This is a genomic window from Cohaesibacter gelatinilyticus, from assembly GCF_900215605.1.
GTDB lineage: Bacteria > Pseudomonadota > Alphaproteobacteria > Rhizobiales > Cohaesibacteraceae > Cohaesibacter > Cohaesibacter gelatinilyticus.
On the sequence record NZ_OBEL01000003.1, the window covers coordinates 158383 to 178953 of the forward strand.

At 51.0% G+C, this 20571-nt stretch carries 22 protein-coding genes and 1 pseudogene; 8 read left to right on the top strand and 15 right to left on the bottom strand.

What is annotated here, in order from left to right; translation table 11 throughout:
• Window positions 1–150 precede the first annotated feature (150 nt).
• The 4 genes from CRO57_RS14590 to hemC all read right to left on the bottom strand — a co-directional run bounded on the left by CRO57_RS14590 (window position 151) and on the right by hemC (window position 5337).
• A complete protein-coding gene (locus CRO57_RS14590) occupies window positions 151–1863 on the bottom strand; it encodes a heme biosynthesis protein HemY (protein WP_097154214.1) in 1713 nt (570 codons plus the stop codon).
• A gap of 17 nt (window positions 1864–1880) precedes the next feature.
• Window positions 1881–3506 (bottom strand): COG4223 family protein, encoded by a 1626-nt coding sequence (locus CRO57_RS14595; protein ID WP_097154215.1) that lies wholly within the window; start codon window positions 3504–3506, stop codon window positions 1881–1883.
• A 126-nt stretch (window positions 3507–3632) separates the two neighbouring features.
• Window positions 3633–4355 carry a uroporphyrinogen-III synthase gene (locus tag CRO57_RS14600; RefSeq protein WP_097154216.1) on the bottom strand — a complete coding sequence of 241 codons (723 nt, stop codon included), beginning with the start codon at window positions 4353–4355 and terminating at the stop codon, window positions 3633–3635.
• A 46-nt stretch (window positions 4356–4401) separates the two neighbouring features.
• On the bottom strand, window positions 4402–5337 hold the full coding sequence (gene hemC / locus CRO57_RS14605; RefSeq protein ID WP_097154217.1) for a hydroxymethylbilane synthase: 936 nt from the start codon (window positions 5335–5337) through the stop codon (window positions 4402–4404).
• A 543-nt stretch (window positions 5338–5880) separates the two neighbouring features.
• Here hemC and tsaD point away from each other — a divergent pair.
• From tsaD to CRO57_RS14630, 5 genes are all read left to right on the top strand, one after another.
• Entirely contained in the window at window positions 5881–6960 is a 1080-nt protein-coding gene (gene tsaD / locus CRO57_RS14610; RefSeq protein WP_097154218.1) for a tRNA (adenosine(37)-N6)-threonylcarbamoyltransferase complex transferase subunit TsaD, read from the top strand.
• Window positions 6957–7961 carry an NAD(P)H-dependent glycerol-3-phosphate dehydrogenase gene (locus CRO57_RS14615; RefSeq protein ID WP_097154219.1) on the top strand — a complete coding sequence of 335 codons (1005 nt, stop codon included), beginning with the start codon at window positions 6957–6959 and terminating at the stop codon, window positions 7959–7961. The genes tsaD and CRO57_RS14615 overlap by 4 nt, the downstream gene beginning before the upstream one ends.
• A gap of 76 nt (window positions 7962–8037) precedes the next feature.
• Window positions 8038–8322 (top strand): YciI family protein, encoded by a 285-nt coding sequence (locus CRO57_RS14620; RefSeq protein WP_097154220.1) that lies wholly within the window; start codon window positions 8038–8040, stop codon window positions 8320–8322.
• Between the two features lie 37 nt (window positions 8323–8359).
• On the top strand, window positions 8360–8779 hold the full coding sequence (locus tag CRO57_RS14625) for an EVE domain-containing protein (RefSeq protein WP_097154221.1): 420 nt from the start codon (window positions 8360–8362) through the stop codon (window positions 8777–8779).
• 12 nt (window positions 8780–8791) lie between these two features.
• A complete protein-coding gene (locus CRO57_RS14630) occupies window positions 8792–9466 on the top strand; it encodes a class I SAM-dependent methyltransferase (RefSeq protein WP_097154222.1) in 675 nt (224 codons plus the stop codon).
• 43 nt (window positions 9467–9509) lie between these two features.
• On the opposite strand, the gene CRO57_RS14635 is transcribed toward CRO57_RS14630, so the two are convergent.
• Entirely contained in the window at window positions 9510–9740 is a 231-nt protein-coding gene (locus tag CRO57_RS14635) for a putative antibiotic biosynthesis monooxygenase (protein ID WP_097154223.1), read from the bottom strand.
• 85 nt (window positions 9741–9825) lie between these two features.
• On the opposite strand from CRO57_RS14635, the gene CRO57_RS14640 reads away from it, so the two are divergent.
• Window positions 9826–10425, top strand: coding sequence for a TetR/AcrR family transcriptional regulator (locus tag CRO57_RS14640; RefSeq protein WP_170956115.1), 600 nt, complete (start codon window positions 9826–9828; stop codon window positions 10423–10425).
• A 51-nt stretch (window positions 10426–10476) separates the two neighbouring features.
• Here the strand turns inward: CRO57_RS14640 and CRO57_RS14645 are convergent, their stop codons facing one another.
• From CRO57_RS14645 to CRO57_RS14660, 4 genes are all read right to left on the bottom strand, one after another.
• Window positions 10477–10944, bottom strand: a complete 468-nt coding sequence (locus tag CRO57_RS14645) for a GNAT family N-acetyltransferase (RefSeq protein WP_097154225.1) — start codon at window positions 10942–10944, stop codon at window positions 10477–10479.
• 237 nt (window positions 10945–11181) lie between these two features.
• Window positions 11182–12588: a 3-isopropylmalate dehydratase large subunit gene (gene leuC, locus CRO57_RS14650; protein WP_097154226.1), complete on the bottom strand. Its 1407-nt coding sequence runs from the start codon at window positions 12586–12588 to the stop codon at window positions 11182–11184.
• A 495-nt stretch (window positions 12589–13083) separates the two neighbouring features.
• Entirely contained in the window at window positions 13084–13548 is a 465-nt protein-coding gene (gene rplS, locus CRO57_RS14655) for a 50S ribosomal protein L19 (RefSeq protein WP_097154227.1), read from the bottom strand.
• Between the two features lie 256 nt (window positions 13549–13804).
• Window positions 13805–14119 (bottom strand): winged helix-turn-helix transcriptional regulator, encoded by a 315-nt coding sequence (locus CRO57_RS14660; RefSeq protein WP_097154228.1) that lies wholly within the window; start codon window positions 14117–14119, stop codon window positions 13805–13807.
• Between the two features lie 155 nt (window positions 14120–14274).
• Here CRO57_RS14660 and CRO57_RS14665 point away from each other — a divergent pair, with 155 nt between their 5' ends.
• Both CRO57_RS14665 and CRO57_RS14670 read left to right on the top strand, forming a co-directional pair.
• Window positions 14275–14580, top strand: coding sequence for a YciI family protein (locus tag CRO57_RS14665; protein ID WP_244580106.1), 306 nt, complete (start codon window positions 14275–14277; stop codon window positions 14578–14580).
• Between the two features lie 82 nt (window positions 14581–14662).
• Window positions 14663–15475 carry a nucleotidyltransferase domain-containing protein gene (locus CRO57_RS14670; RefSeq protein WP_097154229.1) on the top strand — a complete coding sequence of 271 codons (813 nt, stop codon included), beginning with the start codon at window positions 14663–14665 and terminating at the stop codon, window positions 15473–15475.
• 143 nt (window positions 15476–15618) lie between these two features.
• Here CRO57_RS14670 and CRO57_RS25170 read toward each other — a convergent pair whose 3' ends face one another.
• The 6 genes and pseudogenes from CRO57_RS25170 to CRO57_RS14695 form a co-directional block, all read right to left on the bottom strand.
• On the bottom strand, window positions 15619–15873 hold the full coding sequence (locus CRO57_RS25170) for a cupin domain-containing protein (RefSeq protein ID WP_244580121.1): 255 nt from the start codon (window positions 15871–15873) through the stop codon (window positions 15619–15621).
• Between the two features lie 153 nt (window positions 15874–16026).
• Window positions 16027–16743: pseudogene (gene trmD / locus CRO57_RS25175) on the bottom strand (tRNA (guanosine(37)-N1)-methyltransferase TrmD); the annotation flags it as partial.
• A gap of 11 nt (window positions 16744–16754) precedes the next feature.
• Window positions 16755–17366, bottom strand: coding sequence for a ribosome maturation factor RimM (gene rimM / locus CRO57_RS14680; protein ID WP_097154476.1), 612 nt, complete (start codon window positions 17364–17366; stop codon window positions 16755–16757).
• Between the two features lie 106 nt (window positions 17367–17472).
• The gene (gene rpsP, locus CRO57_RS14685; RefSeq protein WP_097154231.1) at window positions 17473–17850 is read right to left on the bottom strand and encodes a 30S ribosomal protein S16; all 378 of its coding nucleotides are present in this window, start codon (window positions 17848–17850) and stop codon (window positions 17473–17475) included.
• A 112-nt stretch (window positions 17851–17962) separates the two neighbouring features.
• Complete coding sequence (gene ffh, locus CRO57_RS14690) at window positions 17963–19519, bottom strand: signal recognition particle protein (protein ID WP_097154232.1); 1557 nt, start codon at window positions 19517–19519, stop codon at window positions 17963–17965.
• 377 nt (window positions 19520–19896) lie between these two features.
• Complete coding sequence (locus CRO57_RS14695) at window positions 19897–20550, bottom strand: HAD family hydrolase (protein WP_097154233.1); 654 nt, start codon at window positions 20548–20550, stop codon at window positions 19897–19899.
• Between the last annotated feature and the right edge of the window lie 21 nt (window positions 20551–20571).

The following is a 20571-nucleotide window of genomic DNA, read 5'->3' on the forward strand; positions in this document are numbered from 1 at the left end:
GAAAACCCTCTGCAATGGCGCTTCTCTTAAACCATTTGCTTGGCCAGATGCAAGAGGGGAAATCAGGATCTGTGCATGCTTGGCAGCAAGTAATCGAAAACCCGGAAAAATCCGGGTTCTCATTCATCAATAAAAGCTCAATTCACTCTGTCAGAAGAGACGAAACCGCTTCTCGGGGGTGTTGGGAACCTCTTTCTTCTTCGGCCCTGGGTCGTCAGGTGCGTGAGGCATGGCGAATTCAACTTCCTTCTGATCTTCATCGTCAGAAATATCCTTCTCTTCACTGCTCTCCTCAGCCTCACCAGAATCCTTACCATCATCCTCGTCATCAGATGCATCAACAACAATTGGTTCTTTATCAGCATCCTCTGAGACAGGCTCGTCAGCCTCGACCTCAGGCTCAACTTCCTTGCCTTCTGGTGCCAGAACCTCAACCTTGTCATCCACAACTGTCGCTACAGCTTCGTCGTCTTTTGTTTCAGACACCTCACTAGGCGCCAAAAGAACAACCTCTTCCTCATCGGAGGTCGCCTCGGCATTGTCCGCATCAATCAATGGACGATCATAATTTGCCAATTCCTGAACTGGAACTTTCCACTCAAAGGCATCAAGCTTGCCTGTTACAGGTGAGGTCGGTTTCCAGCTCTCGCTCACCTGACCATCGGCAGTCCAGGCAGGATCACGATGAGCACTCACTGCGCGGGCAAGCCACTCACGAACCCGACCAAAGTCACCTTCCTGACCCTCTTCCAACTGTGCCATCAACATGCAGATGCGGGGGGTCAGATGCTCTTCCGCCAATGGCTCAAGGATAGCACGAGCATCAATCCATTCACGCGCTTCAAGGCTGGCTTTAGCCAGAGCAAGTTTGGATTCCAGATCATCTGGCATCAGACCGGTCAGGCTACGCACATATTTCAAGCGATCAAGTGCGGTGCCATCAGATTTGATATCAGCATAAGCAATCGCAAGATCCGGATGCGGAGCTTGCTTCCAGGCCGCTTCAACAATCTTGCCAGCTTTGCGCTGCTCACCAAGACTTTTGAGGACCTTGGAAGACAGAATTGCCGCGGCAGTCAGGCCTGGAGCCAGTTTGGTGGCTTCAAGCAGCAATGGGCGCATGTCCTGATCAGATCCACCAGACTGCTCCACTTCTTGCGCCTGAGCAGTCAAAATGACGGCACGCTTGCGACGGAACTCATCTTTGGTGATCTGTTTGGCAGATTGATTCTGCGACAAGGTGACCAAAGCAGCCGACCAATCGCCTGCGGCAGTTTGCATGTCAAACAACGCAGCCCCTGCCCAATTGGCAGACTTGCCACCCTCCATTGCAGAGCGCGCCATTTCCATGGCCTCTTCACCATCGCCACGGCGCTGCGCTTCAATGAATAGGCCACGACGACCAAGTGCACGGGTATCATCATGATCCAGCATGGATTCAAAGCTTTGACGCGCTTTGGTCACATTGCCTGCCAATTGCGCGGTTTGGGCTTCCAGCATCAAGGTCATGGGTTCCTGACCAATCAGCTTGCGCGCCTTTGCCGCCTGCTTTTGCGCCAATGCCAAGTCACCCACACCAACAGCAATCATACCGGTGGAGAGCGCTTTATAACCTTTGTCACGACGACGAGAAGAAAAGAACCCGCCAACCATCTTTGGTGATAGCCAAATGGTGCGAATGGTAATCCAGATCGCAATAGCAACCACCAACGAGGTAAAAAATGCCACAACGCCAGTCAGAAATGTCACTTCAACGCGATAATCCAGCCAATCGACGGTCACAACGCCAGGACGATCTGCAAGCCAAGCCCCACCAAATGCAATGACCAGCAACAGCGCGATGAAAATCAGTGTCTTAATCATAACTCATAGTCCCCAACTTACTGCGCTGCATCTTTGCTAAATTCGGCTCGGATCTGATCCATGGATCCATCAACTGCCAGACGGGCCTGAACCCCTTCATACCAGCTCTTGCCTGCTTCCTTGGCAGCATCTGGCAAGCTGTCCCATTCCGTGGAAATCTCACCAAGACGTCCTTCAGAGACGCGAACTTCGATACGGGCCAATTTATCAGTCAGGCTTTCACCCTCACGCTCGCCGATCGGGCGAATGCGCACCAGATTTTGAGCATTGAGCATAATCTTGTCGACGAGACTTGTTGCGCCAGCTTCTTCTGCTGCTTTCAACAATTTACCAGACAGGGTTCTGAACTCACCCGCCAATGCCTGAGCAGTCGGCGCGCCGGCTTCTGCGTAGCTTTGAAGTGTTTTCACCGCTTCATTGTCTGCTGCAACTTCAGCAAAAGTGCTGAGCGCCGCTGCAAAGCTCTGACCCGACGCCACTGCATTGTTCAAACCGGCAAGTGCGATGGTTCTGGCAGAAGACTGCATCTTCTCAGACAGATTGTTGTCTTCAAGTGAGGTCAGTCGCTCGCCAAGTGCCTTGGCTTCTTCACCCATGCTGTTTCGCATATTGGTGAGATCAGTCACGACATTGTCGATCCGACGATCAGCCGAAGCAAGAACGGTATCCTTGGCCTCTGTCAGACGGGTATCGACAGAACCTGCAAATTCACTTGCCTGTTTCTCAAGATCGGCCAGTTTGCCTTCAGCAGCAGCTATCTGATCAGACAAAGCAGCAAATCCATCGACACGAGAAGCCAGCGCAGTCAAATCTGTTGCCAAAGCACCAAGACGATCCTGCAATGGTGTCAGATCAACCGCCGCAACATTGGTGTTCTCTGAGACACTCTGACCATTGCCCACTGTGTCACCAGATTTCTGATTATCAGCGACAACCGGAGCACCATTGCCAACGTCGGTACCAGGAGCTTCAGAAGTGGCGAGATTGGCAAATTGCGATGATAACTCAGCCAACTTACCTTCAGCTTCGCTCAGACGGCCTTCAAGACCGGAGACATCAACTTCAGGTGCGCTGCCTTGCTCCGATACTTTGCCCTGAAGCTCGGCCAAAGCAGATTTCAAAGCGTCCAACTGCTCGGTTTGAGCAGTTTGTTCAGCAGAAGCCGCATTATCCTGCGGTAGGGAAATAAGGCCTTGTTGCAAACCACCATAACCAAGGCCAAGCGCAACAACGCCACCGAGCAAACCAGCGATCAGGCCACCACCCATACCGCCTTTTTTGGCTTCAACCGGTGTGGGAGCCACTGCTGGAGAAACAGGAGTGCTTTCAACGGCCTCGGATGCGGGCTCTTGCTTGATTTCCTCTGGTGCATCATCGCTATCAGCAGCCACTTGTTCATCAGAGGCTACCAAACTTTCGTCTTCAGGCTTGGCTTCATCAACATCGGAAGATGCTTCAGCTTCAACACCCTCTTGAGACTTCTCGTCGCCTAGCTCGGACTTGGCTTCCTCTTCAGCCACCAGCTCGGAAATTTCCTCAGCTTCCAGATCAATCACCGGGCCAGTTTCTGCTTCAGCCTTGATATTGTCGTCAGCCTTTGGCTCCGTACCTTTACCTTTGTCATCAGATTTACGAGCTGTCATGTCGTTCCTCAATTCCCACCAGCATGGGCAGGGTTCTCTCTCGCATCTCGCGAATTTCTCGCATAACGAGCAGATCCCGCCACCATAACCTAGTCAAAGCTTACCTCTTCACCGCTTCTAGCGATATTATCTTAAATAGTTATGGTCATTTTGCGCACAAACAAGCAGTGATGCTTCATTTGGCATTTCAGCCACAACCAAAGGATAACCTCTAGCCTCCAAAGGCGCGGCAACAGCCCTTGATAAGCAATAATAGCGAAGATTTGCCGCATATTGCGTCAAATTATCCCGATCTATCAGATCCAAAAAAATCTGGGTACTTCTTGCAGAATAGAGCAACACGCCATCAATGAACCCTTCCTGAACAGCCTCGCGAATCACTGAAGAAAAGTGCGCAACCGGACGAGTTTCATAAATGGACTGCAAATGACAGGAAAAGCCACGATCAGCCAGATCCTGATCCAGCTGTCCAGTACGGTGAACACCACTTAAATAAAGAAATGGTCCAGCCTTGGGATCAGAAGCATCAGAGATGACATCAGCAAGTCCGGTAATCTGACCCTGAATATGGATCAGATTTTCAAAGCCGAGAGAACGTGCAAGTTCTGCTGTCTTGCGACCAACGCAAAAAAGAGCCAACCCCTTCAAAGGGGCCAGCTCTTCATCACTTAACATACGAAGTCCATTGCGAGAGGTCACGATCAATCCTTGCCAGCGCTCATTTGGAACGGTGCCGCAAACCCGCTCTACCTCCATGACGGGGGCAGAAAGTCCGCTCATTCCCTTCGCTTCCAACGCTTTCAGGGTTTGGTCCTGATCCTCTATTGGTCGGGTGACCAACAAACGCATGACGTCTCCTTGTCTTTTCGATGCAAATCCAACCAGTTAGATAGGATCAAACGGACAGGATGGCATCAAAAAAGGCTTGTCCAGCCTTGGTGCGGATCTCATTGGCAGCTGCAAGACCAATCTCGGCAGCATCAGATACGGATCCGCTCTTTTCGATCGTGTGATATTCAGTGCCATCTGGCAACAGAACCAAACCGGTAAAGCTCAACTGATCGCCGTCCAGTTTCGCCAGACCAGCAATTGGAGTACGGCAAGATCCGTCCAATGCACCAAGGAACGCACGCTCACACAGAAGAGCACTTTCGGTCTCGGCATGATGAATTGCAGCAAGCATGGAGCGCGTTTCCTCATCGCCAACGCGACTTTCTATACAAATTGCACCCTGACCGACAGCCGGAAGGAAATCTTCCACTTCAATGGCAGAGGTAATCACTTGCGCTTCGCCCAAACGACGCAGGCCAGCGCAAGCCAAAAGCGTGGCATCGGCAACGCCTTTTTCCAGTTTTTCAAGACGGGTCTGAACATTGCCGCGATAGGTGATCACTTCCAGATCTGGACGCAGCTTTTTCACCATGGCCTGACGCCTTAGGGAAGATGTTCCAACAACGGCACCTTCCGGCATTTCTGCCAAGGTTTTATATTTATTCGAAATGAAAGCATCGCGCACATCTTCGCGGGGAAGGAAGGTCGAGATTTCCAGACCATCTGGCAGAACCGTCGGCATATCCTTGGAAGAATGAACCGCCAGATCAATCCGGCCATCCAGCAGTGCTTCTTCGATTTCTTTGGTGAACAGACCTTTGCCACCTACCTCGGAGAGAGGACGATCCAAAATCATATCGCCGGTGGTCTTGATCACCACAATCTCGAACTGATCTTCGCTCATGCCATGAGCATCCATCAGTCGCTGACGTGTTTCATAAGCCTGCGCCAAAGCCAGTTTACTGCCGCGTGTACCGATTTTTACGAATTTTGAGGGCATAAAGCATGGTCCCTGAATTTATGGTCAGCCCGGGTCTGCAATGGCAAAAACAGGGCGATCTGTGTAAAAGTCCGTAATCGTTATACAGCGAATTGGACCCGGCTCTTTGAAATTGATCAATTGCCGGCGACATGTGGCAATAAAATACTGCCAATTATCCCACAATTGCTCTAAAAGCATCACTTAACGGTCCGTACGCACAAACCACAAGTGAAAACTTTGTCAGATGGCACCATATCGAGACCGATAAATAAATAATACCAACGGAGGGAAACAATGACACATAGGATGCTTATCAATGGCTTGCTGACAAGGCAGCTTTCGACGGACAATGCCGGGGCATTTTCCTAGAAAGATAACGATGTTCAGCAAATCATTGATAAGCACCAAAGGCCGATTTTCCAAGCTTTGTGGACAGCGTCCCTGCTGCCTTATGGTCAACCAGACCATGGCGGCATCAGCTCCTCACCACAAAAATCGGAAAGCCCGGTCATATGAGTTATTCTTTCCCTACGTTGGTATCAGGAGCTGGGACGCCGCCCCATGATCATACTTGGCATTGAAACAAGCTGTGATGAAACAGCGGCTGCTGTCGTCAAACGCACTCAGGATGGACAAGGGGAAATCCTCTCCAATGTGGTGCTGAGCCAGATTGAAGATCACGCCATCTTCGGTGGTGTTGTCCCAGAGATCGCTGCGCGTGCTCACGTCGACGCATTGGATGGCATCATCAAGCAAGCCATGGATGAAGCAGATCTGACTTTTACTGATCTTGATGGCGTTGCGGCTACGTCCGGCCCTGGACTGATCGGCGGCGTATTGATTGGTTTGATGAGTGCCAAAGCCATTGCTGCCGCACACAAACTGCCGCTCCTTGCCATCAATCATCTCGAAGGCCATGCCCTCACCGCACGGCTAACCAATCATGCCCCATTTCCTCATCTCTTGCTGTTGGTATCCGGTGGCCATAGCCAGATTCTACTGGTCAAGGGCGTGGGAGACTATGAGCGCTGGGGCACCACAATTGATGATGCCCTTGGCGAGGCATTTGATAAAACTGCAAAGCTTTTGGGCCTTCCCTATCCCGGCGGACCGCAGGTGGAATTGGCTGCCAAGAAAGGCGATGCCAAACGCTTTGCTTTACCCCGCTCCATGAAGGGTCGGGAGGGATACGATTTTTCCTTTTCGGGTCTGAAAAGTGCTGTGCGCCGCGAAGCTGAAAAAACTGCTCCTCTGAGTGATCAGGATGTGGCAGATCTTTGCGCATCTTTCCAGGCGGCCATTTGCGATATTCTTGATGATCGCATCTCCAAGGCGTTGACAACCTTCAAGGAACGCTTCCCGGACATTGAAACACCGCAATTGGTGGTCGCTGGGGGCGTTGCTGCCAACAAAGCTATTAGAGCCACATTGGATGGCGTGCTTGCCAAGCGTGATGCACAAATGATCGCTCCACCGATCAATCTTTGTACCGATAATGGTGCCATGATCGCCTGGGCGGGTGCCGAACGCCTTGCCCTTGGCATGAGCGATCCGCTGGATAGCCCTGCCCAGCCGCGCTGGCCATTGGATCCCAATGCAGGACATAAGATCGGCTCTGGCCGAAAAGGAGCCAAAGCATGACAACTCCCTTTCAACGCATCTCCGTTCTGGGTGCCGGAGCCTGGGGAACCGCTTTGGCCCTCAACGCAGCGCGTGCCGGACGTGATGTCATTCTTTGGGGCCGCGATCACGAAGCCTTGGGCAAAATTGCCAGCGAGCGGCAATTGCCCAAATATCTACCCGATATCACCTTCGATCAACCACTGGAAGTCACGACCGACCTTACAGAAGCAGCCGATGTTGATTGCATTCTGATGGTCACCCCAGCGCAGACAACAGCCAAAATCGCCGAAGACATCAGCTTCTTTGTGCGCAAGGGCACACCGGTTATTCTCGCCGCCAAAGGCTTGGAAAAGAATACCCAGCGCATGATGAGTGAGGTGCTGAAAGACTATCTTCCTCAATCCCGCGCCGCCATCCTCTCCGGTCCATCCTTTGCTGCTGATGTGGCGCGTGGCCTACCCACTGCGGTAACAATCGCAGCGGAGACAGATCTGTTGGCCGAGCAACTCTGCGCCAGCCTGTCCAATGGTGCTTTTCGTCCCTATGCAAGCTCAGATCTGATCGGTGTGCAAATGGGTGGTGCTTTGAAGAATGTTCTCGCCATCGCTTGCGGCATCGTTCAGGGCAAGCAACTTGGCGCAAGTGCCCATGCCGCACTGATGACCCGAGGTTTTGCAGAAATACAGCGTCTTGCCGGCAAACTCGGCGCCCGTCCAGAAACCCTGATGGGACTTTCCGGTTTCGGCGACGTGACACTATCTTGCTCCTCTGCCCAGAGCCGTAACTTCTCGTTTGGTTTTGCCCTTGGCGAAGGAAAAAGTCTGGCAGATCTGTTTGGCCCCAATGCCAAACTCTCAGAAGGTGCTTACACTGCCGGTGTTGCCGTGGAACTGGCCAGCCAGCACGGCATTGAAATGCCGATCGCGCAGGCTGTTGCCAATGTTCTGGACCAATCCATCACCATTGATGAAGCGGTCGCGGGCCTCATGAGCCGCCCCTTGCGGCGAGAGACCGACTAGAGCATATTCCCGAAAAGTATGCGCGGTTTCTAGATCATTCAAACCAATCACAATCACGCTTCGACAAGGAAAAAACATGCATTTCGTCGTAACTTGCCTCGATAAAGAAGGCGCTTTGGAAGTTCGTACATCCAATCGTGATGCCCATCTGGCTTTTCTGGCCGAGAATAATGCGTCCATTCCTGTCGCGGGTCCACTGCTGAATGATGATGGTGGCATGATCGGCTCTTGCCTGATTTGCGAAGCAGAAAGCCGCGAGGCGATCGAAGCAGTGCTAGCCAATGATCCATATGCCAAAGCTGGTCTGTTTCAGTCCGTTGATATCAAACCTTGGAAATGGGTTGTCGGCGCTCCCAAATAATGGGATCCATTTATTAAGGCATTGAGGAGGGATATTCATGGCTTATTGGCTTTTCAAATCCGAACCCAACACCTGGGGCTGGGATCAGCAGCTCGCCAAAGGCGAAGAAGGTGAGCAATGGGACGGCGTGCGCAATTATCAGGCGCGCAACAACATGCAAAAGATGAAGCTCGGCGATAGAGGCTTCTTCTATCATTCCATCAATGAAAAGAGCATTGTTGGAGTGGTGGAAGTCTGTGCTGAAGCGCATCCAGACACTACGGACGATACCGGAAAATGGCATTGCGTCGACATCAAGGCCATTAAGTCCGTAGTCAATCCAGTGACATTGGACGACTGCAAGGCCCACCCGGATCTCGCCAATATGATTCTGGTCAACAATTCCCGTCTGTCGGTACAACCGGTCAGTGAGGAAGAGTGGGCAATTGTCTGCCAAATGGCGGGTATCGAAGCCTAGAGCGCGACTGGAATGGGCAAGATTGAAAACAAACGGCAATTCATTTTGGATCATGCCGCCCTTTTGCCCGTTCCCTTGACACCGGAAATCGAGCTTTATCTGGCCGATGATCAGACGCCTCTTTGGCGACTGGGTGAGGAAGACCTTCTCGAGCTTGGGCTCCCTTCCCCGTTCTGGGCTTTTGCCTGGGCTGGCGGCCAAGCTTTGGCTCGCTATTGCCTTGATAATCCGGATCTTACCAACGGCAAAAGTGTTATCGACTTTGCCTCAGGATCCGGCCTTGTTGCCATTGCCGCAGCCAAAGCAGGGGCAAACCGGGTCCTTGCCACCGATATCGATCCCTTCTCCGTTGAAGCCATTCAAATCAATGCAGAGCATAACAATGTCACGCTTCAAGCCAGCATTGATGACCTGCTCACCTCTGATGCCATTGATCATTTACGCAAAAACCCACCTGACATCTTTCTGGCTGGCGATGTCTTTTATGACGCTGAAATGACCAAAGCGGTGCTAGCCTTACTGGAACCATTGGCGCAACGGGGAACCGAGATTCTGGTTGGCGATCCCAATCGCTCCTGTCTTCCCCAAGACCGACTTGAATTGATTGAGACCTATCAGGTGCCTGTGACCAGAGAACTGGAAGATTATGAGATCCGCTCCACCAAGGTCTGGCGCTTCAGGGTCTGATTGTCCGACAACTCAAACCTTGCACGACTATCCATTCATCCCATCAGGCGGGTTTGGTAATCCATCTGTTCATATAACGCTGAATGATCGGTACAATAACAAAGACCATCATGACAATAATGATCGGTACAAGAACAAGAGAACGCTGCCATAGAGCCCAATCTGGCGTCATGACAACAAGCCCATAGAGCAGGATGGTCACCATTGGATAGACAAAACAGAAAATCAGGAGCGCAAATCGTATGCGGGATGGTTTACGAACTGTATCAGACATGCAATCTTCCTTTCGAGACGCAGTGTTTCGATAACGGAGATATATATGAACGGAACGTTCCGTTTTGTCAAGAATGGCGATGACCATGGCAACTGAACCTAAAAAAACGGGCACAAGACGATCTGTTGGTGCACGCCGCAATCCTGAAACAGAAGCAGCTATTCTCAATGCCGCAGCACAGTTGATTGCCGAAAAAGGCCTCGCCGGTTTCAACATGCAAGAAGTAGCGAAGAGAGCGAAGGCTGGTAAGGCAACATTGTATCGATGGTGGCCCACACGTGGCGCACTTATTTTGGCAGTCTATAAAAGCCGCAAACCAAACTTTGTGTATAAAGACACCGGCTCCTTGCTGGGCGATTTAACCTGGTTTACCAACGAGCTTACCAATATTTGGAAAGGCGAGATCGGTGTCTTTTTCAAAGCCATTATTGCCGAAGCCCAATCAAACGCTGATATTGCCTTGTCTTTGGATACTTATCGCAAGGAACGTCTGGATGGGTTGATTGATCTTTTCACCCGGGCCGAAAAGCGCGGTGAGTGTACAGAAATACCTGATCTGGCAATCAGAGCCGAGCTCCTCATGAGCTTTTTGTGGCAACGTCTCATGACAAACCAGCTGGATCAAGAATGCGAAACAATGATGAAGTTTCTCGCAGATCTTAATCAGCATTCTCCAAACAAATAACCCCCCGCAAAATTGGCGAGGGGTCGAAAATATCCACTATCCCAAAAGACCTTACTTCACCTTGGTGAAATCCTCATGGATGCCGACACTGACACGCACATTGGCGGTGCTGCTGATGCCAGACACTTGCGCAATCTTTTCTTGCTGGCTGCCAGATGGACTATTCCACTGCAGTTCAAGCCAGTTGCGCTCCTGACCCAGATCCACCAGAGCTTCGATCATGGCTTTGGTAATGCCATTGTTGCGGAAATCCTGGCCAACGAACAAAACATCGACATGACCAACGCGCTTGCCGGAGACGGTTTCTGGCAAATCGAAGAAAGTCGCAAAAGCAGCCATTTCATCGCCGCGAAAAGCGCCCAGAACTTCTGCCGTGCGGTCATTCAGCAGTGTTTCAGCATAATAAAGATCCGGTTGGCGCGGAGCACCACGTTTACGCTCTTGTGCGTGGGCGGAAATCAACGGAGCCAAGCCCGCAGCTGCATCCTGATCCAGAATTTTTGTTGTAATCTTGCTCATATATCTACCGCTTGGTTGAGGTCTTCACATCAGCATGGCCAGCCAATGAGTGCTGGTTCAAATCAATCTATCGCAAAGCCTAGCAATCTTTGAGAGATGAACACAGGACTTAACGCAATGTCACACAAAGAATTGATAGTTTTGCACCATTGATCCAGACCTTTAGCCCTTTCAGCAGACACAAAAAAGCCGGACTACAACGAGCCCGGCTTTGAAATCTCTGAAATCTGGAACCAATTAGTCCAGATCGCGCACATCAATGAAGTGCCCCACAACAGCCGCAGCGGCGGCCATGGCCGGAGACACCAGATGGGTGCGGCCTTTGAAGCCCTGACGGCCTTCAAAGTTACGGTTGGAAGTGGATGCACAACGCTCGCCCGGGGCAAGCTTGTCAGCATTCATGGCCAGACACATGGAACAGCCAGGCTCACGCCATTCACAGCCAGCCTCGATGAAGATCTTGTCCAGACCTTCTTCTTCAGCCTGATCCTTCACCAGACCAGAGCCTGGAACGATCATGGCATGAATGCCGTCTTTGATCTTGCGGCCTTTCAGAATCTCGGCAGCTGCACGGAAATCCTCGATACGGCCATTGGTGCAAGAACCGATGAAGATGCGATCAATCTTGATGTCGGTCATCTTGGTATTTGGCTCGAGACCCATATAGTCCAGCGCACGCCTAACAGCAGTACGGCGACCTTCATCTTCGATTTTTTCCGGATCCGGCGTAGCACCATCAATGGTCACCACATTTTCAGGGCTGGTACCCCAGGAAACAATCGGAGGCAGGGAAGCTGCATCCAATGTCACCACGGTATCAAAGTCAGCACCTTCGTCGGTAAACAGGGTCTTCCACCATTGAACAGCCTTGTCCCAATCAGCGCCCTTGGGCGCCTTTGGACGACCTTGGATATAATCGAAGGTCTTCTCATCCGGAGCAATCAGGCCAGCGCGTGCACCGCCTTCAATCGCCATGTTACAAACGGTCATACGACCTTCCATGGACAGATCGCGAATAGCTTCACCACAGAATTCAATCACGTGACCGGTGCCGCCAGCAGTACCAATCTTGCCGATGATGGCCAGAACGATGTCTTTAGCAGTCACGCCTTCACCAAGCTTACCAGTGACTTCCACTTTCATGTTCTTGGCTTTTTTCTGCACCAAGGTCTGGGTAGCCAACACATGCTCAACTTCAGACGTACCGATACCGTGAGCCAGTGAACCGAATGCACCATGAGTGGAGGTATGAGAGTCACCACAAACAATAGTCATACCAGGCAGGGTGAAGCCCTGCTCGGGACCAACGATGTGAACAACACCCTGGCGCTTGTCCAGCTCATCATAATATTCAACGCCAAACTCGGCAGCGTTGGCTGCAAGGGTTTCGACCTGCAGTCTGGATTCCGGATCATCAATGCCCTGACTACGGTCAGTGGTCGGCACATTGTGGTCAACAACAGCCAAAGTCCGTTGAGGCGCGCGCACCTGGCGCTTTGCCATACGAAGACCTTCAAAGGCCTGCGGAGACGTCACTTCATGCACGAGATGACGGTCGATATACAACAGACAGGTGCCATCTTCCTGTTGATCAGCCACATGGGCGTCCCAGATTTTGTCATAAAGGGTCTTAGCTGCAGACATTGCTTTCTATCAGTCCTCTAGAGAGTGTTGATGAAAGGCCGGCAATTGCGCTCCATTCCAAAGCATGTGTTTTGCCTTGTGGGAGCTCAATATCACTTGGCATATCGGGATTGGTCCATCCCCGCCAGCGGGCCTAAAATGTGTTGGCACTGTATTGCGATAGAATGAGGGCCAACGTCAAGCAATATCCGACAAGAAATGCATTCCCAGACGAATGTTTTATCCAAAAGGGCAGTCGATATCGCTCATTAAAACCTCTGCATTATGAGGATTTTTGTGATCTGACGCGAAAATGTGAAGCTGAGGATCGGAACATAGGCGAACCTATTTGAGAACCGGAAGCGAACATTGACAAAGTCAGAGTGCAAAAAGACCATTATGCAGAGGTCTTTCATTTTCGATTATCCTATAAATAGGCCTTGTGCGCAAAGAAAAAAGGCCTGACACCAATTTGGTATCAGGCCTTTGAATTCACAATGGAATAGAGATCTATTCCTATTCTGCTTCTTTGGCAACCTTAGCAGCTTCCTTGGCAGCTTTGGCAGCTTCCTTTTCTGCAGCAACCTTGGCTTTCGCGACGTCGTTAAGTTTACGAGCGCGAGAGTTGGAAGCTTCAACGATACGAGCAGATTTACCGCGACGGCCACGCAGATAGTACAGTTTCGCACGACGAACTTTACCGCGGCGAACAATATCCAGGCTATCAATCATTGGTGAGAACAGTGGGAACACACGTTCCACGCCTTCACCATAGGAGATTTTACGAACAGTGAAGCTTTCGTTCACGCCGCCGCCGGAACGGGCAATGCAAACGCCTTCATAGGCCTGTACACGGGTACGGGTACCCTCGGTCACACGTACGTTTACGCGAACGGTGTCACCTGGGGAGAATTCTGGGATTTCACGCTTGGCAGCAATTTCTGCCATTTGCTCTTGCTCGAGCTGCTGAATGATATTCATGATATTCACTCTTGTTGTATAGTTACGCCCAGAGCGTCCAATGCAGTCCCACCGAGCTGTTTCAGCTGGCTCGATTTGCCACAAGGGCCGGTTCGCCGTACTTGTTGGAATACAGATTGGCGTTCTTTAGCCAAACTCTACACCTTTGTCACCCCCAAAAGTGACTCAAATCCGCGCTTTTTCGCGCTTTTTTGCAATTTGTAGCCACAAAGTTTCGAATCTAGCCAATGAGGCATTTTCAAAGGCGGTTTTCACCCTACTTACGCTCCAGCCACCATTGATGCATCGCTTCAAACACGGGTTTGAGGGCCAACCCATCTTCAGTCGCGCTATATTCCACGCGTGGCGGGACCTCAGCGAAGACTTCACGGTGGATCAATCCGTCTGCTTCCAGCTCACGCAATTGCTTGGTCAGCATGGTTTGGGTGATGCCCTCGACTTCCCGACGCAATTCACCAAAGCGTTTGGTTTCCTTGAAAATCAGTGTTTTCAGGATCGATAATTTCCACTTGCCACCAATCATCGAGAAAATAATTGGTGCCGGGCATAGAGCATCTTGTTCGGCATCCATGGCAGATTTATCCAATAGTATGTTTTTCAATGCTTAGTACGAAAAAACTGCCTACTTTTCAACTTGGAGCAATATTGCAATCATTGAGCAAGATGACCTGCGCAGTCACATCTAACCATCTTACACAGACATTCTCAGATCATCAGGATTGCCAAATGAACATCATGCACATCATTCTTTTGAAATTCGGCCCCAATAAATCCGATGCCACAAACCATATGGCTGCCCACAATGCCTGGATAGCAAAAGGCATCAGTGATGGAATCTTCCAATGCGTCGGATCACTCGATAGCGGCGGTGGATGCATTCTGGCCAAGGGTGAAGACAGAGAGACGATAGAGCAAAGGGTCAAGAAAGATCCGTTTGTTCAGCAAAATATTGTCGAGCCAGAGATATTTGAGGTTGACGTCAAACGAACGTCCCCTGACTGGACCCATCTTTTCGCGCCTGCTCTGAATTGATCTTTCCGGACGACATGAAAGAATGCTAAGCAGTAAGCGTATAATCACGACCATTTCCCTACCAATTTCAAAGTTTACAACAATGCAAAGCATTCTTTCTTTTAGTCCTTCTATCACCCAAGACATTGAAGCTGTCATCAAGGAAAAACTCGCTACTATTGAGAGGGATCACAATGTCCGCATTCTCTTTGCCATTGAGAGTGGAAGTCGTGCTTGGGGCTTTCCTTCCCCTGACAGCGATTATGATGTTCGCTTCATCTATGCGCATCACCCTGACTGGTATTTGAGCATTGAACCGGGTCGAGACGTGATCGAGCTGCCAATCGAGGGAGATTGGGACATCAATGGGTGGGATATCCGCAAAGCCTTGGGATTGCTGATCAGATCCAACCCAGTTTTGCTGGAATGGCTTACCAGCCCAATTCACTATGTTTGGAATGAGACAATCTGCAATCACTTGCTCCAATTTGCGGGCAAGACCACATTCGGGGAATCATGCCTGCATCACTACCGAAATCTGGCTAAAAAGCAGTGGGACAAGCATATAGGAGAGAAGCCGGATGTCTCGCTCAAGAAGTATTTTTACGTCTTGCGGCCCGCTTTGGTCATTTCCTGGATCAGACAAAATCCGACCCTGGTACCACCAATGAACCTGCAAGATCTCATTGCCGGTCAAGATTTGAGTACGGACCTCATTGAGCAGATAGGTCGATTGCTGGTATTGAAATCCGCCACCAAAGAAATTGGTAGCGGCGACCGTCTCCCGATCATCGATGCATTCATTCACGAGCAAATCGCCTGGACTGATACAATTGCAAGGGAAGACAAGCGATCAGACTTGCGGGCAGAAGCCGATGAGCTTCTAAGAGCAATCGTCAAGGGATCGATAGTCTGACGTACTATTTGAGACTAGCTGGAAACGTGTTTAGTGCGCTTCTCGTTGGATTGGTTTCACAATCCAACGCAAAAGATTCGCACCAGCAAAGAGTTTAGAGCCTGTGTGATGAATGCAATTCATTCCAACAGGCTCTAAAAGCTCTATTCTTCCAGATTTTCCTGAATAATTTCGTTGGAGACATGAATATCGATTGTCTCCAAACCATCTGAGCCCACGCTTTCAAATTTGTGGGGCATATTGGCGGGAGCAAAAACAATCTGGCCCTCTTCCGCCTCTATTGTTTCCCCATCAACCGTGAATAGCGCTTTTCCCTTACGTATGATGAAGACTTCATCATATGGGTGACGATGAAGTTGCGGCCCCTTGCCAGCCTCATCCGTTGAGAAAAATATCACGGATGCGTTTGTTCCAAAAACAAGACCATCAAACTTGCCGCTCCAAACGTCCGGCTTTCTGGCCCAATTTGATCGATCAAGGATAGCAGCTCCGCCCTCGCCAATTATTGAAGCAAAATTCTTGCTTTTTTTACCTGAGGATTGTTTTTCCAGAGCTGCCCAAGCGGCATATAGGTCGGGACGGCGCTCACGGGTCAGCTCGATTGACTGTTCCTTGCGCCATTTGGCAATCTTGCCATGATGGCCAGAGGTCAGGATTTCCGGGATTTCCTGGCCTTCCCAAACGGTTGGGCGGGTATAATGCGGATATTCCAGAAGGCCGCTTTCAAAGCTCTCCTCTTCACCGCTTTCCACCTTGCCCATCACACCGGGCAGAAGACGAACCACAGCATCCATTAGCACCATGGCACCCAGCTCTCCGCCAGAGAGGATATAGTCGCCAATGGAAATCTCTTCCAGCTCGCGACTATCAATAACGCGCTGGTCAACACCCTCGAAACGCCCGCAAAGCAGAATGGCTCCACCAGCGTCTTTCAGTTCGCGTACTTTTTCTTGCGTTAGCGGTTTGCCACGAGGAGACAGCAGGATACGAGGGCGGGTATCCCCCTCACCGGTCACATGATCAATTGCACTGCCAATCACATCAGGACGCAGAACCATGCCGGCCCCACCACCAGATGGCGTATCATCGACATTGCGATGCTTACCTTCGGCAAAATCGCGAATGTGAACAGCTTCCAAAGACCAGAGCCCTTTTTCCATCGCACGCCCGGCAAGTGATGTTCCGAGCGGTCCTGGAAACATATCCGGATAAAGGCTCAAAATGGTGGCTTTCCAAGGGGCTGCGCTGTCTTTGTCCTGCTCACTCATGACTATGGCCCTTAATTCTGATCTGCTTTCAGCTCATCAGACAAATGAGACAGATCAGCCGCCTGCCCTTCTTTGCGCTTCTCCGCAGCGTCATCCCCATCCAGAAAGCCTTCTGGCAATACGATCACAACTTTGCTGTTTGCGATATCGATTGTCGGTACGACTTCCTTGGTGAAAGGCAGTAAAATGCTTTTGCCGCTCTTTGGCGCAACATCAAGCAATTCACCCGCGCCAAAATCATGCACAGCCAGAACAGTGCCAAAATCGGAACCGTCTTCCAGCTCGGCCCGCAAACCCATGAGATCGGAATGATAGAATTCTTCTTCTTCCAGTTCAGGTAGTTTGTCCCGATCAATATAGAGCTTGGTACCATTCAGGCTTTCGGCATCATTGCGAGAGGTAATTTCCGCAAAACGAACAATGAAGACAGTCTTTTGCGGCCGGGCAGACAATGCCTTGAAAGAGCGACTTCCGTCTGCGCTATGGAGTGGACCATAAGCTTTCAGGCTATCAGGATCGTCAGAAAACAATTTCACCCGCACATCACCGCGCACCCCATTGGGCGCACCGATTTGTGCAATACAGACTTTGCCTTCCGGCTCTTTGGCAGCATTTTTTGCCATGAGGAGATCCATCCTGAAGCAAGAGGAGAAAAGGGCTCATACACCCTTATCAGAATCAAAAAGGGAGTCCTGACGTCAAGCCAGAACTCCCTTGAAAAAGCAGATCTTATTCTGCGGAAGCAGCTTCTGCAGCAGCGGCAGCAGCTTCTTCTTCTTTCATGCGCTTCTCTTCGAGACGCTCTTTCGCTTTCGCACCCATTTCAGCTTTCTTAGGGTTGTTGCGAGCAGGACGCTTGGCGATACCGGCAGCATCCAGGAAGCGAAGAACACGATCGGTAGGCTGTGCGCCCTGTTTGATCCAATGTTCGATGCGATCAATTTTCAGAACAACGCGCTCATCGGAATCTTTTGACAGCAGTGGGTTGTAAGAACCAACTTTCTCGATGAAACGACCATCGCGAGGAGAGCGAACGTCAGCAATAACGATACGGTAGTAAGGACGTTTTTTGGAGCCACCACGAGCCAGACGAATTTTAAGAGCCATTGAATTTCCTTTCGAAGTTCGGCGTATTTTTGAAGGCCAACTTTTTATTCTGCCGGATCATCCGGTCTTGACCTCTTTGTTTCTTGCCAAAGAGAAGTAGAGATACTTGTCCCTAGCGTTTCTTCTTACCCTTGCCTGACATTCCGCCAAGACCGGGGAATTTCGGTCCTCCCATTCCGGGAAGGCCTGGCATTCCACCGGGTAACCCACCCGGAAGTCCGCCTGATAATCCTCCGGGCAGTCCCCCACCCGGCAATCCTTTGGCCAAATCACCGACATCCGGCATCTGACCTGATTTCTGCATTGCTTCCAGCTCAGCTGGATCAACATTCGGCATACCGCCACCGAAGAGACCACCAAGACCACCTTTGGCTTTGCCCATCTTCTTCATCATGTCGGCCATCTGACGATGCATTTTCAGCAGCTTGTTGACCTCGGCAACCTGAACCCCGGCACCCGCTGCAATACGTTTCTTACGGCTAGCCTTGAGCAAAGCCGGGTTGCGGCGCTCCTGACGGGTCATGGAATTGATGATGGCAACCTGTTTGTTGACGATGGAATCATCCAGATTGGCCGCAGCCATCTGCTTCTTCATTTTGCCAACACCGGGCATCAGACCCATAATACCGGACATACCGCCCAGCTTGGCCATCTGACCCAACTGCTCTTTCAGATCTTCCAGATCAAACTTGCCTTTGCGCAATTTCTCGGCAGCAAGGGCAGCTTTTTCGGCATCGATGGTCTCAGCGGCTTTTTCCACCAGCGAAACAATATCGCCCATGCCAAGAATACGGCCAGCAACACGCTCGGGATGGAATTCTTCCAGCGCATCTGCTTTTTCACCAACACCAAGCAGCTTGATCGGCTTGCCGGTGACCGCACGCATGGAAAGCGCAGCACCGCCACGGCCATCGCCGTCGACACGGGTGAGAACAATACCGGTGATACCAACGCGCTCATCAAAGCTCTTGGCAACATTCACGGCATCCTGACCAGTCAAACTATCGGCAACCAGCAAGATCTCATGCGGGTTGGCGACCTTCCTGACCTCAGCCATCTCGACCATGAGCGGCTCATCAATATGAATACGGCCAGCTGTATCGAGCATCACGACATCAAAGCCGCCAAGACGACCAGCATTCATTGCACGATTGGCAATCTGGGTCGGACCTTCGCCTTCAACAATCGGCAGGGTCTCGATACCATTCTGCTCACCCAATACTCGCAGCTGCTCCTGCGCAGCAGGGCGGCGAGTATCGAGAGATGCCATCAGAACTTTTTTCTTGTCACGGGTCTGCAGGCGCAACGCGATCTTTGCGGTCGAGGTAGTTTTACCAGACCCCTGCAAACCAACCATCATGATCGGTACAGGAGCGGGAGTGTTCAGATCAATAACCTGACCCTCAGAACCCAGCATCTCGACCAACTGGTCATGAACCAGCTTGACCACCATCTGCGCCGGGCTGACCGATTTGATCACCTCAACGCCAACAGCCTTTTCCTTCACCTGTTCGGTGAAGCTGCGAACCACATCCAGAGCAACATCAGCCTCGATCAAAGCTCGGCGAACTTCGCGCAGAGCAGCATTGACATCGGACTCCGATAGCGCACCGCGCTTGGAGAGCTTGTCAAATATGCCGCTTAGGCGATCCGATAGAGAGTCAAACATGTATCGCTCCTTCAAAATCCCGTTACAGTCTGTCTAATCTGGGCATCCTGAGGTTCCTTTACCAGTAGAACCCTTTGAAAGATCAAGGGCCACATAGCGAAAAATCACCCGAGGGCGCATCGCGCTGTCGGATGGGGACCTGCGGGCTCGCTTTATACCTTTTCGGGGCCTGCTCGGGTGCTCAAATTGTCATTCTGCTTCAAGAGAATGCGGCTCTATTACGCTCAAATCCCCCAAAGGTCAACAAGAGTCTTGGAGAATCAGCGCTTTTCCGCGCTATTCATAGCCTTGCCTCCATCTGAGACCGTTCTCGAACGAACCTATAAAAAGCAATGATATACGGGACAACAACCATAGGAAGAGCTTTCAGCCGGCTATCATTCAGCGCTGATCGCTCCGCGTCGTGCCAACATGCCAAGATGCCGAACATTGGACAGGATGCATTGCGCGCCCGCTTCCTGTAATTCGCAACGACTACCATATCCCCAAAGCACACCAGCAGACGCAATGCCATTGGCATGCGCCCCCACAATATCGTGCTTGCGGTCGCCAATCATGAGAGAGCTATGCGGGTCTGCACCACTCTTCTCCAAGGCATAGGCCAGAAGCTCTGCCTTGTTCGACCGGGTACCATCCATCTCGGCACCGAAAATGTGCGAGAAAAAATGCGACAAGCCGAAATGATCAAGGATTCGCTTGGCAAAAATATGTGGTTTCGAGGTCGCAACATAAAGCTCACCGCCACAATCTTTCACGATATGAAGCATTTCCTGGGTGCCATCGAACACACGATTTTCATAAAGGCCGACATCAGAAAATCGCTCCCGATATAATGCTATGGCCTCATCCGGATCTGTATCAGGCACGAGTTTGGCAAAACTCTCCTGCAACGGTGGACCAATGCACCAGTCCAGATCATCCGGCTGCTCGGTGATACCCAATTTATCGAGGGCGTAACGAATGGAGCCGACAATACCCGGCTTGGGATCTGTCAGCGTACCATCCAGATCAAAAAAGATATGTTTGACCATGAAGTTGGTCGACCTCTTGCA

Excerpts from the sequence above, each read along its gene's own strand:
- CRO57_RS14590 (WP_097154214.1), bottom strand. The coding sequence starts at position 1,863 with ATGATTAAGACACTGATTTTCATCGCGCTGTTGCTGGTCATTGCATTT.
- CRO57_RS14595 (WP_097154215.1), bottom strand. The coding sequence starts at position 3,506 with ATGACAGCTCGTAAATCTGATGACAAAGGTAAAGGTACGGAGCCAAAG.
- CRO57_RS14600 (WP_097154216.1), bottom strand. The coding sequence starts at position 4,355 with ATGCGTTTGTTGGTCACCCGACCAATAGAGGATCAGGACCAAACCCTG.
- hemC (WP_097154217.1), bottom strand. The coding sequence starts at position 5,337 with ATGCCCTCAAAATTCGTAAAAATCGGTACACGCGGCAGTAAACTGGCT.
- tsaD (WP_097154218.1), top strand. The coding sequence starts at position 5,881 with ATGATCATACTTGGCATTGAAACAAGCTGTGATGAAACAGCGGCTGCT.
- CRO57_RS14615 (WP_097154219.1), top strand. The coding sequence starts at position 6,957 with ATGACAACTCCCTTTCAACGCATCTCCGTTCTGGGTGCCGGAGCCTGG.
- CRO57_RS14620 (WP_097154220.1), top strand. The coding sequence starts at position 8,038 with ATGCATTTCGTCGTAACTTGCCTCGATAAAGAAGGCGCTTTGGAAGTT.
- CRO57_RS14625 (WP_097154221.1), top strand. The coding sequence starts at position 8,360 with ATGGCTTATTGGCTTTTCAAATCCGAACCCAACACCTGGGGCTGGGAT.
- CRO57_RS14630 (WP_097154222.1), top strand. The coding sequence starts at position 8,792 with ATGGGCAAGATTGAAAACAAACGGCAATTCATTTTGGATCATGCCGCC.
- CRO57_RS14635 (WP_097154223.1), bottom strand. The coding sequence starts at position 9,740 with ATGTCTGATACAGTTCGTAAACCATCCCGCATACGATTTGCGCTCCTG.
- CRO57_RS14640 (WP_170956115.1), top strand. The coding sequence starts at position 9,826 with ATGGCAACTGAACCTAAAAAAACGGGCACAAGACGATCTGTTGGTGCA.
- CRO57_RS14645 (WP_097154225.1), bottom strand. The coding sequence starts at position 10,944 with ATGAGCAAGATTACAACAAAAATTCTGGATCAGGATGCAGCTGCGGGC.
- leuC (WP_097154226.1), bottom strand. The coding sequence starts at position 12,588 with ATGTCTGCAGCTAAGACCCTTTATGACAAAATCTGGGACGCCCATGTG.
- rplS (WP_097154227.1), bottom strand. The coding sequence starts at position 13,548 with ATGAATATCATTCAGCAGCTCGAGCAAGAGCAAATGGCAGAAATTGCT.
- CRO57_RS14660 (WP_097154228.1), bottom strand. The coding sequence starts at position 14,119 with ATGGATGCCGAACAAGATGCTCTATGCCCGGCACCAATTATTTTCTCG.
- CRO57_RS14665 (WP_244580106.1), top strand. The coding sequence starts at position 14,275 with ATGAACATCATGCACATCATTCTTTTGAAATTCGGCCCCAATAAATCC.
- CRO57_RS14670 (WP_097154229.1), top strand. The coding sequence starts at position 14,663 with ATGCAAAGCATTCTTTCTTTTAGTCCTTCTATCACCCAAGACATTGAA.
- rimM (WP_097154476.1), bottom strand. The coding sequence starts at position 17,366 with ATGGCAAAAAATGCTGCCAAAGAGCCGGAAGGCAAAGTCTGTATTGCA.
- rpsP (WP_097154231.1), bottom strand. The coding sequence starts at position 17,850 with ATGGCTCTTAAAATTCGTCTGGCTCGTGGTGGCTCCAAAAAACGTCCT.
- ffh (WP_097154232.1), bottom strand. The coding sequence starts at position 19,519 with ATGTTTGACTCTCTATCGGATCGCCTAAGCGGCATATTTGACAAGCTC.
- CRO57_RS14695 (WP_097154233.1), bottom strand. The coding sequence starts at position 20,550 with ATGGTCAAACATATCTTTTTTGATCTGGATGGTACGCTGACAGATCCC.